The 14,901-nt window shown below is 73.7% G+C and carries 13 protein-coding genes; 8 read left to right on the forward strand and 5 right to left on the reverse strand.

The window, feature by feature from the left end:
• Positions 1-16 precede the first annotated feature (16 nt).
• Together OG245_RS16250 and OG245_RS16255 are read right to left on the reverse strand one after the other, a co-directional pair.
• A complete protein-coding gene (locus OG245_RS16250) occupies positions 17-850 on the reverse strand; it encodes a sugar phosphate isomerase/epimerase family protein (RefSeq protein WP_371627898.1) in 834 nt (277 codons plus the stop codon).
• Positions 851-1,020: 170 nt separating this feature from the next.
• The gene (locus tag OG245_RS16255) at positions 1,021-1,971 is read right to left on the reverse strand and encodes a Ppx/GppA family phosphatase (RefSeq protein ID WP_371624249.1); all 951 of its coding nucleotides are present in this window, start codon (positions 1,969-1,971) and stop codon (positions 1,021-1,023) included.
• Positions 1,972-2,010: 39 nt separating this feature from the next.
• On the opposite strand from OG245_RS16255, the gene OG245_RS16260 reads away from it, so the two are divergent.
• On the forward strand, positions 2,011-2,868 hold the full coding sequence (locus OG245_RS16260) for a hypothetical protein (protein WP_371624250.1): 858 nt from the start codon (positions 2,011-2,013) through the stop codon (positions 2,866-2,868).
• A 103-nt stretch (positions 2,869-2,971) separates the two neighbouring features.
• Here OG245_RS16260 and OG245_RS16265 read toward each other — a convergent pair whose 3' ends face one another.
• Positions 2,972-4,780: a hypothetical protein gene (locus OG245_RS16265; RefSeq protein ID WP_371624251.1), complete on the reverse strand. Its 1,809-nt coding sequence runs from the start codon at positions 4,778-4,780 to the stop codon at positions 2,972-2,974.
• Positions 4,781-5,001: 221 nt separating this feature from the next.
• Between OG245_RS16265 and radA the strand changes: the two genes are divergently transcribed.
• A complete protein-coding gene (gene radA, locus OG245_RS16270; protein ID WP_371624252.1) occupies positions 5,002-6,423 on the forward strand; it encodes a DNA repair protein RadA in 1,422 nt (473 codons plus the stop codon).
• 79 nt (positions 6,424-6,502) lie between these two features.
• Entirely contained in the window at positions 6,503-7,627 is a 1,125-nt protein-coding gene (gene disA, locus OG245_RS16275; RefSeq protein ID WP_007456913.1) for a DNA integrity scanning diadenylate cyclase DisA, read from the forward strand.
• Between the two features lie 230 nt (positions 7,628-7,857).
• Here disA and OG245_RS16280 read toward each other — a convergent pair whose 3' ends face one another.
• Positions 7,858-8,595 carry a hypothetical protein gene (locus OG245_RS16280; RefSeq protein ID WP_371624253.1) on the reverse strand — a complete coding sequence of 246 codons (738 nt, stop codon included), beginning with the start codon at positions 8,593-8,595 and terminating at the stop codon, positions 7,858-7,860.
• 292 nt (positions 8,596-8,887) lie between these two features.
• Here OG245_RS16280 and OG245_RS16285 point away from each other — a divergent pair, with 292 nt between their 5' ends.
• From OG245_RS16285 to cseC, 5 genes are all read left to right on the forward strand, one after another.
• Positions 8,888-9,793, forward strand: coding sequence for an A/G-specific adenine glycosylase (locus OG245_RS16285; RefSeq protein ID WP_371624254.1), 906 nt, complete (start codon positions 8,888-8,890; stop codon positions 9,791-9,793).
• Between the two features lie 219 nt (positions 9,794-10,012).
• Positions 10,013-10,684 (forward strand): SigE family RNA polymerase sigma factor, encoded by a 672-nt coding sequence (locus OG245_RS16290; RefSeq protein ID WP_371624255.1) that lies wholly within the window; start codon positions 10,013-10,015, stop codon positions 10,682-10,684.
• Positions 10,685-10,860: 176 nt separating this feature from the next.
• On the forward strand, positions 10,861-11,538 hold the full coding sequence (locus tag OG245_RS16295; RefSeq protein ID WP_371624256.1) for a hypothetical protein: 678 nt from the start codon (positions 10,861-10,863) through the stop codon (positions 11,536-11,538).
• A 64-nt stretch (positions 11,539-11,602) separates the two neighbouring features.
• Positions 11,603-12,316 (forward strand): two-component system response regulator CseB, encoded by a 714-nt coding sequence (cseB, locus tag OG245_RS16300; RefSeq protein ID WP_371624257.1) that lies wholly within the window; start codon positions 11,603-11,605, stop codon positions 12,314-12,316.
• On the forward strand, positions 12,313-13,650 hold the full coding sequence (gene cseC / locus OG245_RS16305) for a two-component system sensor histidine kinase CseC (RefSeq protein ID WP_371624258.1): 1,338 nt from the start codon (positions 12,313-12,315) through the stop codon (positions 13,648-13,650). Before cseB ends, cseC begins: the two co-directional genes overlap by 4 nt.
• 215 nt (positions 13,651-13,865) lie before the next feature.
• On the opposite strand, the gene OG245_RS16310 is transcribed toward cseC, so the two are convergent.
• Complete coding sequence (locus OG245_RS16310) at positions 13,866-14,582, reverse strand: M23 family metallopeptidase (protein ID WP_371624259.1); 717 nt, start codon at positions 14,580-14,582, stop codon at positions 13,866-13,868.
• Between the last annotated feature and the right edge of the window lie 319 nt (positions 14,583-14,901).

A 14,901-nucleotide genomic window follows, 5' to 3' on the forward strand; every position in this document is an offset into this window, starting at 1 on the left:
CGGCCGGGCTCCCCGGTCACGGGCGGCGGATCTTCGCGGACGGGTCGTCGGCGACGGTCGCGGTCGCCAGGTGGAGGCGGGTGAAGGCCAGCGCCTCCGCGAGGTCGGCCTCGCGTTCGGCGGAGGACATCGCGCGGCGGGTGTTGACCTCGATGACGACGTGGCCGTCGAAGCCCGTACGGGCCAGGCGTTCCAGCAGCTCCGCGCACGGCTGGTCGCCCCGGCCGGGCACCAGGTGCTCGTCCTTGGCCGAGCCCTTGCCGTCGGCGAGGTGGACGTGCGCGAGCCGGTCGCCCATCCGGTCCACCATGGCGAGCGCCTCGGTGCGGGCGGTCGCGGTGTGCGAGAGGTCGACCGTGAAGTGCCGGTAGTCGTCGTTGGTGACGTCCCAGTCGGGCGCGTACGCGAGCATCTCGCGGTCCCGGTAGCGCCAGGGGTACATGTTCTCGACGGCGAACCGGACGTCCGTCTCCTGGGCCATCCGCCAGATCCCGGTCACGAAGTCCTTGGCGTAGTTGCGCTGCCACCGGAACGGCGGGTGCACCACGACGGTGGAGGCGCCGAGCCTCTCGGCGGCGGCCCTGGCCCGCTGGAGCTTGACCCAGGGGTCGGTGGACCAGACGCGCTGGGTGATGAGGAGGCAGGGGGCGTGCACCGCGAGGATCGGGACCCGGTGGTAGTCGGAGAGCCGGCGCAGGGCCTCGATGTCCTGGCTGACGGGGTCGGTCCAGACCATGACCTCTACGCCGTCGTATCCCAGGCGCGCGGCGATCTCGAAGGCCGTCGCGGTGGACTCGGGGTAGACCGAGGCCGTTGACAGGGCGACCTTCGCATCGGGGATGCGCACCACGGGTTCTGCCACCTGGACAGCGTACGGGCACGGGTGCGCCGCGCCGAGGGCTCCTGGCGGAAAGTGATCAGGGCCATGAGGCCGTCACCGTACGTCACCGGAGCGGTGCGGCTCGTTCCGCCGTACGCCGCCCGAGCGGCACGGCCCGGAGTGCGCCGCCGTACGCCGCGTCACCCCGGCAGCGCGGCCCGTTCCGCGGGGAGGTGGTCCAGGCGGCGCAGGATGACGCCCTCGCGCAGGGCCCAGGGACAGACCTCCAGCTCCTCGACGCCGAACAGGTCCATCGTCCCCTCGGCCACCAGGGCCCCGGCGAGCAGCTGGGCGGCCCGGCCCTCGGAGACTCCGGGGAGCCGGCCGCGCTCCTCGACCGTCATCCCGGCCAGCTTGGGCACCCAGTCCTCCAGCGCCTTGCGGCTCAGCGAGCGCTGGACGTACAGGCCCTCGGTGGAGCGGGCGGCGCCGGCGATCCGGGCGAGCTGCTTGAAGGTCTTGGAGGTGGCGACCACGTGGTCGGGGCGGCCGGCCCGGCTGAACTCGCCCACCGTCCGCGCGATGCTGGCCCGGACGTGCCGGCGCAACGCCCTGACCTGCTCGGGGCCGGCCGGGTCGTCGGGCAGCCAGGCGCTGGTGAGGCGGCCCGCGCCGAGCGGCAGGGAGACGGCGGTGTCCGGCTCCTCGTCGATGCCGAAGGCGATCTCCAGGGAGCCGCCGCCGATGTCGAGGACGAGCAGCTTCCCCGCCGACCAGCCGAACCAGCGGCGGGCGGCCAGGAAGGTCAGCCGGGCCTCCTCCTCGCCGCTGAGGACCGCGAGGTCGACCCCGGTCTCGACCCGTACGCGCTCCAGGACCAGGTCCGCGTTGGTCGCCTCGCGCACGGCGGAGGTGGCGAAGGCGAGCACGTCCTCGCACCCCTTGTCCTCGGCGGCCTGCACGGCACCGGCGATCGTCGCCACCAGCCGGTCCACGCCGAGGGGGCCGATGGCGCCGCCCTCGTCGAGGAGTTCGGCGAGCCTGAGCTCCGCCTTGTGCGAGTGCGCGGGCAGCGGGCGGGCGCCGGGGTGGGCGTCGACCACCAGCAGGTGAACCGTGTTCGATCCCACGTCGAGGACTCCGAGTCTCATGGGGGAACGCTACTGCGCCAGGGGACTTACGCTGTCCGCGTGCCAAAGACGAAAAAGGCTAAGCAGGACAAAGCCACGAAGAAGCAGAAGTCGAACACGCGGGCAGCGCGGCCGGAGGCGGGCGGACCGGACCCGTCCGACGAGAAGGGCATCGACTTCGCCCGGGCCTGGGTGGAGTTCCCCGACCCGGCCGACGACGAACAGGTCTTCCGCTGCGATCTGACGTGGCTGACCTCCCGGTGGACGTGCATCTTCGGCAGCGGCTGCCAGGGCATCCAGGCGGGCCGGGCGGACGACGGCTGCTGCACGCTGGGCGCGCACTTCTCCGACGAGGACGACGAGAAGCGGGTCGCGGGGCATGTGGCCCGGCTCACTCCCGAGCTGTGGCAGTTCCACAACGTCGGCACCGGGACGGGCTGGGTCGGCGTCGACGAGGACGGCGAACGCCAGACGCGCCGCTGGGAGGGCTCCTGCATCTTCCAGAACCGGCCCGGCTTCCCCGCCGGGGCGGGCTGCTCGCTGCACATCCTGGCGCTGCGGGAGGGCAAGGAGCCGCTGGAGACCAAGCCGGACGTGTGCTGGCAGCTGCCGGTGCGGCGGACGTACGACTGGATCGACCGGCCCGACGACACCCGGGTGCTCCAGGTGACGATCGGTGAGTACGACCGCCGGGGCTGGGGTCCGGGCGGTCACGACCTGCACTGGTGGTGCACCTCGGCCACCTCGGCGCACGGGGCCGGTGATCCGGTGTACGTGTCCTACCGCCCGGAGCTGATCGAGCTGATGGGCAAGGAGGGCTACGACCGGCTGGTCGAGCTGTGCGAGGAGCGGCTGTCCTCGCTGCTGCCGATGGCCCCGCACCCGGCGGACCCGCCCCCCGCGCCGAAGAAGGGCTGAGGCACACCGGACCGGACCGGCCGACGGGCCCTCGGCCCGCCGGGTCCGGGGCCGCTCGGCCCATCGGGTCCTGGGCTGCTCAGCCCGTCGGGTCCGGGGCTGCTCAGCCCGTCGGGTCCGGGGCGGAGGGGCCGGGGCCGGTCGGGGCCGGGTCCGTGGGGCCCGGGTCGGTCGGGTCCGGTGTCGGTTCGGGCGGACCGGTGGGGTCCGGCGGATCGGTGGGATCGGTCGGGCCCGGGCCGGGGTCGGTCGGGCCGGGGTCGGTCGGACCCGGATCGGTCGGACCTGGGTCGGTCGGACCTGGGTCGGTCGGACCCGGATCGGTGGGCCCGGGGTCCGTGGGGCCCGGGTCCGTGGGCCGGGGGGAGCCCGTTCCCGGACGCGTGGGGCGCGGACCGCCCGTCGTCGGGGCCGTGCCCCCGTAGCCGTCGATGAGCACGGCGGAGCCCGAGGGCGTCAGCGAGATCCGGGCCCGCCACGCTCCGCCCGGCTGCGCGTGCCGGATCACCGCGACCGCGACCGTCGTGCTCTGCCCGGCCGCGAGCGTGCCCGACGTACGGCTGAGCCGCAGCCACGCGGCGTCCGTGGCCGCCGACCAGCTGACCGGTCCCCGGCCGGAGGCGGTCAGCGTGAGCGTCGTGACGGCCCCGGAGGTCCGGGCCGACACCGCGAGCCGGGCGTCGCCGTGCGGCGCGCCGCCGGTGCTGACGACCTCGGCGGTGACGTCCGGGACGCGGACGCCGAAGCGGTTGCCGGGACGACCGTCGCCGCCGTCGCCGCCGTCGTCGTCGTTGGGGGAGCCGCCCATACCTCCGGCGCCGTCGACCTCTGTGGCGGCGACCGAGGCCCCGTCGTGGCCCTCACCGGTCTGGGGCGCTCCCCGGTAGGCGGCCCACAGGGCGATCACGGGGGCGGCGACCACCGTCGCGACGACCGTGGTCGTCACGAGCCGGGCACGCAGCCGCTCCCGGCGGGCGGCCTGGTCCTTGGGGTCGAGCGGATACCCGGCCCGGTCGAAGCGCGGGCCGGCGGCGCGGGAGCGCTGGGCCTGGGCCATCGCGACGTACACGGAGGGGCGGGGGGCCTCGACGACGGGCAGGGCGGCGACCGGGGCCAGGGCCGCTCCGGGCCAGGGCCCCGCGGCATCGGCCCGCTCGGCGGCACGACGGCAGCGGGGGCAGTCGTCGACGTGCCGGACGAGCTCCCGGCGCAGGGTGGCGGAGAGCAGCACCTGGTGGTCCCCGGTGATCCGGGCGACGGTGGGGCAGTGGCCGGTCCGGACGACGGCGAGGGCCGCGCGGGTGCGCTCCACCTCGCAGGCCGCGCCGGCCAGCAGCTCCCGGGCGGTGGCGGGCTCCAGACCGAGCACGGCGGCGACGGCGCGCGGGGCGAGCCCGTGACGCACGGCCAGTTCGAGCGCCTCGCGCTGCTCCGGGGTGGTGCCCGCGGCCTCGGGCCAGGCGAGCGTGGCGAGCTCCCGGCGGCGGGCCTCGGCGGCCGGCGACTCGGAAGGGGCGGGCACGGCGGCGTCCTCGGGGGTGGCGGGCGAGGTGTGCTCCGGCGTGCGCTGGGCGGTGTGCGCCCCGGGGGGACGGCGATGGGCCTGGCGGCCGCGCCCGCGCTCGGTGAGGGTGCGCAGGCAGGTCCAGCGGGCCAGCGCGTACAGCCAGGATTGACGTTCCTCCTCGGCCGTGGGGCCCCGGGCGTCCTGCCGGTCCGCGACCGACAGCACGGCGCCGAGCGCTTCGGCGGCCGCGTCGTGGTCGCAGAGCACGGAGAGGCAGTAGGTGAAGAGTCCGTCGAGATACGGCTCGTACCGTACGGGCGGCCGCTGTGCCGGGGGGTGAGGTGCTCGGCGGTGCGCCCGGTGTGCGCCGGTGGTGTGCGTCGGGGTCTCCAGCCTGCTGCTCATCACCCGGCGACCGTAGGCAAAGGAGCGTATGCCCCAAGTGCCCCTTGAGCACATTTAATCCTTACGGGTGAACGTATCCCTCGAAAGAGTTGTGAAAGAGGACAGGAATCACGGATTCCACCCGTAGTGCTCCGGTGCGCTTCCGTGCGCCCTGCGTGCGGCGGGGCCCCGCACGCCGCCGCCCGGGAGGGGTTGTCGTACCTCACCTATACGGTGGCGCCATGGCTGCCCGTACGAAATCCGCGAAGGACCGGCCGTCCTACCGCTGTACCGAATGCGGCTGGACCACCGCCAAGTGGCTCGGCCGTTGCCCCGAGTGCCAGGCGTGGGGGACGGTCGAGGAGTTCGGCGGCGCCCCCGCCGTGCGCACCACCGCGGCCGGCCGGGTCTCCACGGCGGCCGTGCCGATCGGCCAGGTCGACAGCCGGACGGCCACCGCCCGCTCGACCGGCGTCGGCGAGCTGGACCGCGTGCTCGGCGGCGGGCTGGTGCCGGGCGCGGTCGTGCTGCTGGCGGGCGAGCCGGGCGTCGGCAAGTCGACGCTGCTGCTGGACGTGGCGGCCAAGGCGGCGAGCGACGACCACCGCACGCTCTATGTCACCGCCGAGGAGTCCGCGAGCCAGGTCCGGCTGCGGGCCGACCGGATCCGGGCGATCAACGACCACCTCTACCTCGCGGCGGAGACCGACCTCTCGGCGGTGCTCGGCCACCTGGACGCGGTGAAGCCCTCGCTGCTCGTCCTGGACTCGGTGCAGACCGTCGCCTCGCCCGAGATCGACGGCGCGCCCGGCGGGATGGCCCAGGTCCGGGAGGTCGCCGGGGCGCTGATCCGGGCCTCCAAGGAGCGCGGGATGGCCACGCTGCTCGTCGGTCACGTCACCAAGGACGGCGCGATCGCCGGGCCCCGGCTGCTGGAGCACCTGGTGGACGTGGTGCTGTCCTTCGAGGGCGACCGGCACGCCCGGCTGCGGCTGGTGCGCGGCGTCAAGAACCGTTACGGGGCGACCGACGAGGTCGGCTGCTTCGAGCTGCACGACGAGGGCATCACCGGGCTCGCCGACCCCTCGGGCCTCTTCCTGACCCGCCGCGACGTGGCGGTGCCGGGCACCTGCCTGACGGTGACCCTGGAGGGCAAGCGGCCCCTGGTCGCCGAGGTGCAGGCGCTCACCGTCGACTCCCAGATCCCCTCGCCCCGGCGCACGACCTCGGGTCTGGAGACCTCCCGGGTCTCGATGATGCTCGCCGTGCTGGAGCAGCGCGGCCGGATCAGCGCACTCGGCAAGCGGGACATCTACAGCGCGACGGTGGGCGGCGTGAAGCTCACCGAACCCGCCGCCGACCTGGCGATCGCGCTCGCCCTGGCCAGCGCGGCCAGCGACACCCCGCTCCCGAAGAACCTGGTCGCGATCGGCGAGGTGGGGCTCGCGGGCGAGGTCAGGAGGGTCACCGGGGTGCAGCGGCGGCTGGCCGAGGCACACCGTCTGGGCTTCACGCACGCGCTCGTTCCGACGGATCCGGGGAAGGTCCCGGCCGGTATGAAGGTCACGGAAGTCGCCGACATGGGCGACGCTCTGCGGGTCCTCCCGCGCCGGTCTCGTCAAGAGGCGCCGCAGCCTCGTCAGGAAGACAACGCGCGCCGGTAGACTTTGCCCTGGTCTCGCCCGCCCGTGGACACGGCATGGGGGACGCGAGGGCACCGCAACCTGTGACCGGAGGAGTGCAGTGGCAGCCAACGACCGGGCGACGACGCCCGGAAAGTCCGGCCAAGGCACCGGTAACGAGGCGCTGATGCGCGCCTCGTTGAGCGCGGTCGCGCCCGGAATGGCCCTGCGGGACGGCCTGGAGCGCATTCTCCGCGGCAATACCGGTGGCCTGATCGTGCTGGGCATGGACAAGACCGTCGAGTCGATGTGCACCGGCGGATTCGTGCTGGACGTGGAGTTCACGGCGACGCGCCTGCGCGAGCTGTGCAAGCTCGACGGGGCGCTGATCCTCGACAAGGACATGACCAAGATCCTGCGGGCCGGCGTGCAGCTGGTCCCGGACGCCTCGATCCACACGGAGGAGACGGGCACCCGTCACCGCACGGCGGACCGGGTCTCCAAGGCGTGCGGCTTCCCCGTCGTCTCGGTCTCCCAGTCGATGCGCCTCATCGCGCTGTACGTGGACGGGGAGCGGCGGGTCCTGGAGGAGTCCTCCGCGATCCTGTCCCGGGCCAACCAGGCGCTCGCCACGCTGGAGCGGTACAAACTGCGCCTCGACGAGGTGGCGGGCACGCTGTCCGCGCTGGAGATCGAGGACCTGGTCACCGTCCGGGACGTGACGGCGGTGGCGCAGCGGCTGGAGATGGTGCGGCGGATCGCCACGGAGATCGCGGAGTACGTGGTCGAGCTCGGCACCGACGGACGTCTGCTCTCCCTCCAGCTGGACGAGCTGATCGCCGGGGTGGAGCCGGAGCGGGAGCTGGTCGTCCGGGACTACGTCCCCGAACCGACGGCGAAACGGTCGCGCACGGTGGCGGAGGCGCTGACCGAGCTGGACGCGCTGAGCCACACGGAGCTGCTGGAGCTGGCGGTGGTGGCGCGGGCGCTGGGCTACAGCGGCTCGCCCGAGACGCTGGACTCGGCGGTGTCCCCGCGGGGCTTCCGGCTGCTGGCGAAGGTGCCGCGGCTGCCCGGGGCGATCATCGAGCGGCTGGTGGAGCACTTCGGCGGTCTGCAGAAGCTGCTGGCGGCGAGCGTGGACGACCTCCAGACGGTGGACGGCGTCGGCGAGGCGCGGGCGCGCAGCGTGCGGGAGGGTCTGTCGCGGCTGGCGGAGTCGTCGATCCTGGAACGGTACGTCTGACACCGGCCCGAGCCACGGAACCCTGGGCCACCATCAGCCCGTCCGGCACGCTTCGGGACGGAACCCCGGCCACCACCATCAGCCCGTCCGCCGCTTGAGGACGGAACCCTGCTGCCCGGTGGGCGGTGCCCTACGGACTGGCCCGGACCTCTTGGCGCATCGCTCGTCCACGTGGACGGTCCCGTCCTCGAACGCCGGACGGGCTGGGTTCGCCGGTCCGCAGAGGCCGGTCAGTCCTTCGCGAGGACGAACGAGGCCCGCTGGACGGGGGCGCCCGGGGCCTTCGCCTCCAGGAGGTACGTTCCCGGGCCCGCCTTGCCCGCCGGAGGCGTCGCACAGCCGGGCACGGACAGCGTGCGGTTCCAGTCGACCGTGTGGATCACCGTCGCGCCCGCCGGAACCTTCAGGAACAGCGGACCGGCCGCGGCGGGGCAGTCCTTCGAGGACCAGACCGGATCGTCGTCCTCGCCACCGGCCTCGGTGACCGTGAGCACCGCGCTCTTCGGCCCGAGGTCGGCCTTGCACGCCGCCGACGAGGTGTTCTTCGCGATCAGTTCGAACTTCGGCTTGTCGTCGGGGCCGTAACTGACCTTCGTCCGCAGGCTCAACCGCACCGCGGAGGGCTTGCACTCGGGAAGCGGGGAGCCGGCCGGGACCTGTTGGCCCGCCGTGCCGCCGCCGCCCGCACCCGAATCGGCCGTTCCCGCACCGCCCGTTGACGCCCCGTCGGACGAGGCGCCCTCGCCCGCACCACCGGAGGACCCACCCGCGCCGCCGTCGGAGCCGCCGGAGCCTCCGGAGCCGCCGTTCTCGCCCGACTCGTCCCGGCCGCCCGGCTGTTGGCTGATCGCGGGGCCGGAGCCCGAGGGCCCGGGAGTGATCGACTCGACCGGGTCGGAGCCGCCGGACTTGCCGTCGCTCCGGCTCCCCCCACCGCCTCCGGACGTCACGCCCCAGGCGATCAACACGGCGAGCAGCGCAACGAGAAGTCCCGCTACCGCCCTTCGTCGCCAGTAGATGCTGGAGGGAAGCGGACCGACCGGATTGCGCATAGATCCCACGGTCCGAACTCTACGAGAGATCCGGGCCGACTCAGGCCCCACCCGCCGCTCCGGCGGCAAGTTTTGCCGATCATCATCACGGGGATCCGGTCACAGGGGACAGAACGGGTGGCGTTGTCACCCCGTGGACCGCCGCATGGGCCGACACTCCCGCGCCCGTGACCGCCACTCCCTCTTCCGTGCCAGGATCGTCCGTGCGATGACTGCCATGACTTCGACACAGACGCCCCCCGCCTCCTCCCTCCACACCCCCGTCATCGGGTGGTTCGAGCAGCATGCCCGCGATCTGCCCTGGCGCCGCCCCGAAGCGGGCGCCTGGGGTGTGATGGTCAGCGAGTTCATGCTCCAGCAGACCCCGGTGAGCCGGGTCCTCCCGGTGTACGAACAGTGGCTCGCCCGCTGGCCCCGCCCCGCCGACCTGGCCGCCGAGGCGCCCGGGGAGGCGGTCCGCGCCTGGGGCCGGCTCGGCTACCCGCGCCGTGCGCTGCGCCTGCACGGGGCCGCGCAGGCGATAACGGAACGGCACGGCGGCGATGTGCCGAGCGAGCACGCCCAGCTGCTGGCGCTGCCCGGGATCGGCGAGTACACGGCGGCGGCCGTGGCCTCGTTCGCGTACGGACAGCGGCACGCGGTGCTCGACACGAACGTCCGCCGGGTGTTCGCCCGCGCCGCGTCCGGGGTCCAGTACCCGCCGAACGCGACCACGGCCGCCGAGCGCAAGCTCGCGCGGGCGCTGCTGCCCGAGGAGGACGAGCGGGCGGCGCGCTGGGCGGCGGCCACGATGGAGCTGGGCGCCCTCGTGTGCACCGCGCGCAACGAGGACTGCGACCGGTGCCCGATCGCCTCCCGGTGTGCCTGGCGGCTGGCGGGGAAGCCCGCGCACCAGGGGCCGCCGCGCAAGGGCCAGACGTACGCCGGGACCGACCGCCAGGTGCGCGGGCGGCTGCTGGCGGTGTTGCGGGACTCCGTGGGCCCCGTGGCGCAGGCCGCGCTGGACGCGGTGTGGGAGGAGCCGGTGCAGCGGGCCCGCGCACTGGACGGGCTGGTGGCCGACGGGCTGGTCGAGCCGCTGGCGGACGGCCGGTACCGACTGCCGCTGACCTGATCCCGGGCCGGGTCCGCGGCCCCCTCTTCGCCCGCCCCGGGAAACGGCTTCTCCCGCACTGTTACACAACCGATGGGCAGCCGTGCACCGGCCTACGGCTGCTCCGCACATCGCCGTGACAACGCCTCCGTAGCGTCTGCGACAGCAGGACGGCCGGACCGCGGAACACCCGCGGTGCCGCCTGCGGCACGGGGATGTTCGGGGACGGAGGCGGTTGTCATGGCGCAGGGCGAGGTGCTCGCGTTCGAGGACTACGTACGCACACGGCAGGAGGCGCTGCTGCGCAGCGCGCGCCGCCTGGTTCCCGATCCCGTGGATGCCCAGGACCTGCTGCAGACCGCCCTGGTGCGCACCTACGGCCGCTGGGACGGCATCGCCGACAAGTCCCTGGCCGACGCCTATCTGCGCCGCGTCATGATCAACACCCGTACGGAGTGGTGGCGGGCGCGCAAGCTCGAAGAGGTCCCGACCGAGCAGCTGCCCGACGCGAGCGTCGATGACGGCAGCGACCAGCGCGCCGACCGCGCCCTGCTGATGGACATCCTCGGCATCCTGGCTCCCAAGCAGCGCAGCGTCGTCGTGCTGCGACACTGGGAGCAGATGAGCACGGAGGAGACGGCCGCGGCACTCGGCATGTCGGCCGGTACGGTCAAGAGCACGCTGCACCGGGCCCTGGCACGACTGCGCCAGGAGCTGGAGAGCCGCGAGCTGGTCAGCCGCGAGGCGGTCGCCCGGGAGACCGGGGGCCACCGGAGCGCGGCGCCGGTCACCTCCGCCCGTGTCCCCGCCCGGCGGTCGCCCGTGACGACGGTGCCGGGGGCGAGGGCACACACACCGGCGCAGCGGAACGGGCGTCACGACGAGCGGGGGATGGAGCGGTGCGCGGCCTGAGCGGCAGCAGCGGCGGCGGGGGCGGCTTCGGGGGCGGTTCCTCGGGCGGGCCTTCCGGGAGAGGCCCTTCCGGAAGGGGCCCTGCCTCGAGTGATTCCTCCTCGAACGGGTCCGGGGGCCCGGACGACGGCGACGGTCCGGGGAGATCGGGCCGGAGCCGGGGACTCCGGAGCGGTATGGCGGCGAGTGGCACGGCCTTGGCCGGACTCGTCGCCTTCGGGCTGTTCGGCGTCGGCTGCTCCACGGGCGGCACCGGCACCCGGGACGAGGGCCCCGCCGGCAGCCAGCCGGTCGCCAAGGTCACCCCCCAGTCCGGCCCCTCCGGCACGACCCCGCCCGTCAGGCGGGTCGACGCCGTGCGGCTCCTGAAGGGCGACCCCAAGGTGGGCGAGCAGGTCAGGGACGGGCTCAGGCCCTGCGCGGGCAGGGCCTATCCGATCGACACCTCCTACGGGTCGATGACGGGCGGCCGGGCCGCCGACGTGGTGGTCAACGTGATGAGCTGCGCCGATTCGGTGGGCGTCGGAACGTATGTGTACCGGGCGGACGGCGACGGCTCGTACAAGAACGTCTTCACGGCCGAGGTGCCCGCCGTCTACGGAACGATCGACCGGGGCGACCTGGTGGTGACGACCCAGGTCTACGGATCGAAGGACCCGCTGGCGTACCCGTCCGGCTCGGAGGTGGTCACCTACCGTTGGGCGAGCGACCGCTTCACCGAGCACGACCGGGTGCACAACGACTTCAGCCGTGCCGTCGAGGGCACGGACGGCGAGCTGCCGGTGCAGTCGGAGCCGGTGGAACCGGTGGAGCCGGTTCCGTCCGAGGCGCCGGTGGAGCAGGGCAGGAATTGAGACCGGGCGGGCACGAGGCCGTGCCGGTGGAACCGAGCGGGAACGGAAAGCGAGAAGCAGCCCCATGGCCGAGACCCACGTCCTCTTCGTCGAGGACGACGACGTCATCCGCGAGGCCACCCAGCTCGCCCTGGAACGGGTCGGCTTCACGGTCACCGCGATGCCCGACGGGCTCTCCGGTCTGGAGGCGTTCCGCGCCGACCGGCCGGACATCGCCCTGCTCGACGTGATGGTGCCGGGCCTGGACGGGGTGAGCCTGTGCCGCCGCATCCGGGACGAGTCGACCGTGCCGGTGATCATGCTCTCCGCGCGGGCCGACTCGATCGACGTGGTGCTGGGCCTGGAGGCCGGAGCCGACGACTACGTCACCAAGCCCTTCGACGGCGCGGTCCTGGTCGCCCGCATCCGGGCGGTGCTGCGCCGCTTCGGCCACGCGGCCGGGCCGGACGGTCCGGGTCAGGGCGGTGCGGAGGGGGAGGCCGGGGCGTTCGGCGGGGTGCTGGTCTTCGGCGATCTGGAGGTCGACACGGACGGCATGGAGGTGCGGCGGGCCGGTGAGCAGGTGGCGCTGACGCCCACCGAGATGCGGCTGCTGCTGGAGTTCTCGTCCGCACCGGGCACCGTCCTGTCCCGCGACAAGCTCCTGGAGCGGGTCTGGGACTACGGCTGGGGCGGTGACACCCGGGTCGTGGACGTCCACGTCCAGCGGCTGCGCACCAAGATCGGCCAGGACCGGATCGACACGGTCCGCGGCTTCGGCTACAAGCTGCGCGGATGAAGCGACTGGCCCTGCGGACCGGAGTCCGCTGGAAGATCAGCATCGCCATCGCGGCGGTCGGCGCGCTCGTCGCGGTGGCGCTGAGCCTCGTGGTGCACAACGCGGCCCGCGTCTCGATGATCGAGAACGCCCGCGAGGTGCAGCTGGAGCGGCTGCTGGGCGCGCAGCGCTTCTACGAGGCGACGAGCATGCAGAAGGGCGGTCCGAAGTTCGGGGCGAAGCTCAACGACCCGACGATCCCGCCGAGCCTGCGCGACGAGGTCCGCAAGAACCGCCGGGCCACCCATGTGACGCAGGGCCCCGACGGGGTCCCCGAGGTCTGGGCGGCGGTTCCGCTGGCGGGCGGGGACGTGCTCTCGCTGCACTCCCGGTTCGCGGACCGCTCCGCCACGATCATGGACGACCTGGACCGGGCCCTGCTCATCGGCTCGGTCTCGGTGGTCTTCGGCGGCTGCGCGCTCGGGGTCCTCATCGGCGGCCAGCTCTCGCGCCGGCTGCGCAAGGCGGCGGCCGCGGCGGGCCGGGTCGCCCAGGGGCAGACGGACGTACGGGTCAGGGAGGCCGTCGGCGGGGTCGTCCGCGACGAGACCGACGAGCTGGCGCGGGCGGTCGACGCGCTGACCGACGCGCTGAACGAGCGGATCGAGGCGGAGCGCCGGGTCACCGCGGACATCGCCCATGAGCTGCGTACCCCGGTGACCGGGCTGCTCACGGCGGCCGAGCTGCTGCCGCCGGGCCGCCCCACCGAGCTGGTGCGGGACCGGGCGCAGGCGATGCGCACGCTGGTCGAGGACGTGCTGGAGGTGGCCCGGCTGGACAGCGCCTCGGAGCGGGCGGAGCTCCAGATGCTGCCGCTCGGCGAGTTCGTCAGCCGCCGGATCGGGCTGCTGAACCCGGAGGTGACCGTGCGGGTGGTGCACGAGTCGTGGGTCTCCACCGATCCGCGCCGGCTGGAGCGCATCCTCGGCAATCTGCTCGGGAACGCCGCGAAGCACGGCTCGACCCCGGTGGAGGTCACGGTCGAGGGCCGGGTGGTGCGGGTCCGCGACCACGGTCCGGGATTCCCGGAGGAGCTGCTGCGGGACGGGCCGAGCCGCTTCCGTACCGGAAGCATGGACCGGGCCGGGCACGGTCACGGTCTCGGCCTGACGATCGCGGCGGGCCAGGCGAGGGTGCTGGGGGCCCGGCTGACCTTCCGCAACGCGGCGCCCTCGGGCGCGGCGGAGGGCACGGGCGGGGCGATCGCGGTGCTGTGGCTGCCGGAGCACGCGCCGACGGTGACCGGGAGCTTCCCGGTGCTGCGGATGGCGGACCAGCGGCAGGCGTCGGACTGAGCCGCACCGCCCGGTGGACGGTGTGGTGGAACGACGACGGCGACCCCGAGGAGTGAGCCGTGAGGCTGTCCTCGACGTCGCCGTCGGACGGGTGACCCGGGCGCACGCCCCGGGTACCGGGGTGTAACGGGTCCACTGACTCTGTTCGGTTGTGCTGCGCGCCCGGCCGGGCGCTTCGGGGGCCGGTCCGGGGTCGCGCGGTTACGCCGGCCGGATCAGATGGAGACGTGCACCGAGCGGAGGAACGCCGCCGGGTTCAGCGCCGAGCCGTAGTTCGGGGACGTGCGGATCTCGAAGTGCAGGTGCGGGCCGCTGGAGTTTCCGGTGTTGCCGGACAGCGCGATCTTCTGGCCGGTCTTCACGGTCTGGCCGATCTTCACGTTGACCTTCGACAGGTGCGCGTACTGCGAGTACTTGCCGTTGGAGTGCTTGATCACGACGGCGTTGCCGTACGCGGGGCCGTCGCCGGCGCCGTTCGGGCCTGCCTTCACGACGGTGCCCTTGTGGGCGGCCACGACGTCGGTGCCGACCGGCACGGCGAAGTCCTGGCCGGAGTGCTTGGCGGCCCAGCGGGCGCCACCGGTGCCGTAGCTGGCGCTCAGCGTGTACTTCTTGACCGGGGACTTCCAGGAGGCGGCGTTCTTCTTCGCGGCCTTCTTCTTGTCCTCGGCCTTCTTCTTCGCGTCGGAGGCCTTCTTCGCGGAGGCCTTCTTCGCGGCCTCGGCGGCCTTGCCCTGCGCGGTCGCCTGCTGGGCGACCGAGTCGGCGGCCGTGGCGGCGGCGAGGGGAGCGGCAGCGGCTTCACCGCCGCTGGACGCGAACGCCGATCCGGCACCCAGCACCACGGACGCTCCCAGGCCGGCGGCCAGGACGGCGCCACGGACGCGGAAGGCGGACGGGCGGATGGTGTGCTGGTTCGTTGCGCGCTTCATACGAGGAAGTCCTCCGAAGGTGAGTGGACCCGGCGTGCTGTCCGGGCTTGCTCCACCTTGGTAACCCGCACCCCCGCCGGTGCTCAAACACCCCATCTACGAAGAAAAGCCGTAGAGGGGGCCGGGGGAATTCGCCGCACTTGTCCCTCCGTGAGGAGTCGGCACGGGCCACGAAATCCTGCGCGCGGAAGACGTTTAACGCCTGTTCCGTGAGCCTTTTTCCGGACATGCCACCGCGAAAGGGCCGTATCGCCCAGAACCTCGGAAGGGCCCACCGCCGCCGGGCCGAAGGTCCCTCGGCCGATCACATGCCCTTCTC

It is taken from the genome of Streptomyces sp. NBC_01116 (assembly GCF_041435495.1).
In the GTDB taxonomy this organism is placed as follows: Bacteria; Actinomycetota; Actinomycetes; order Streptomycetales; family Streptomycetaceae; genus Streptomyces.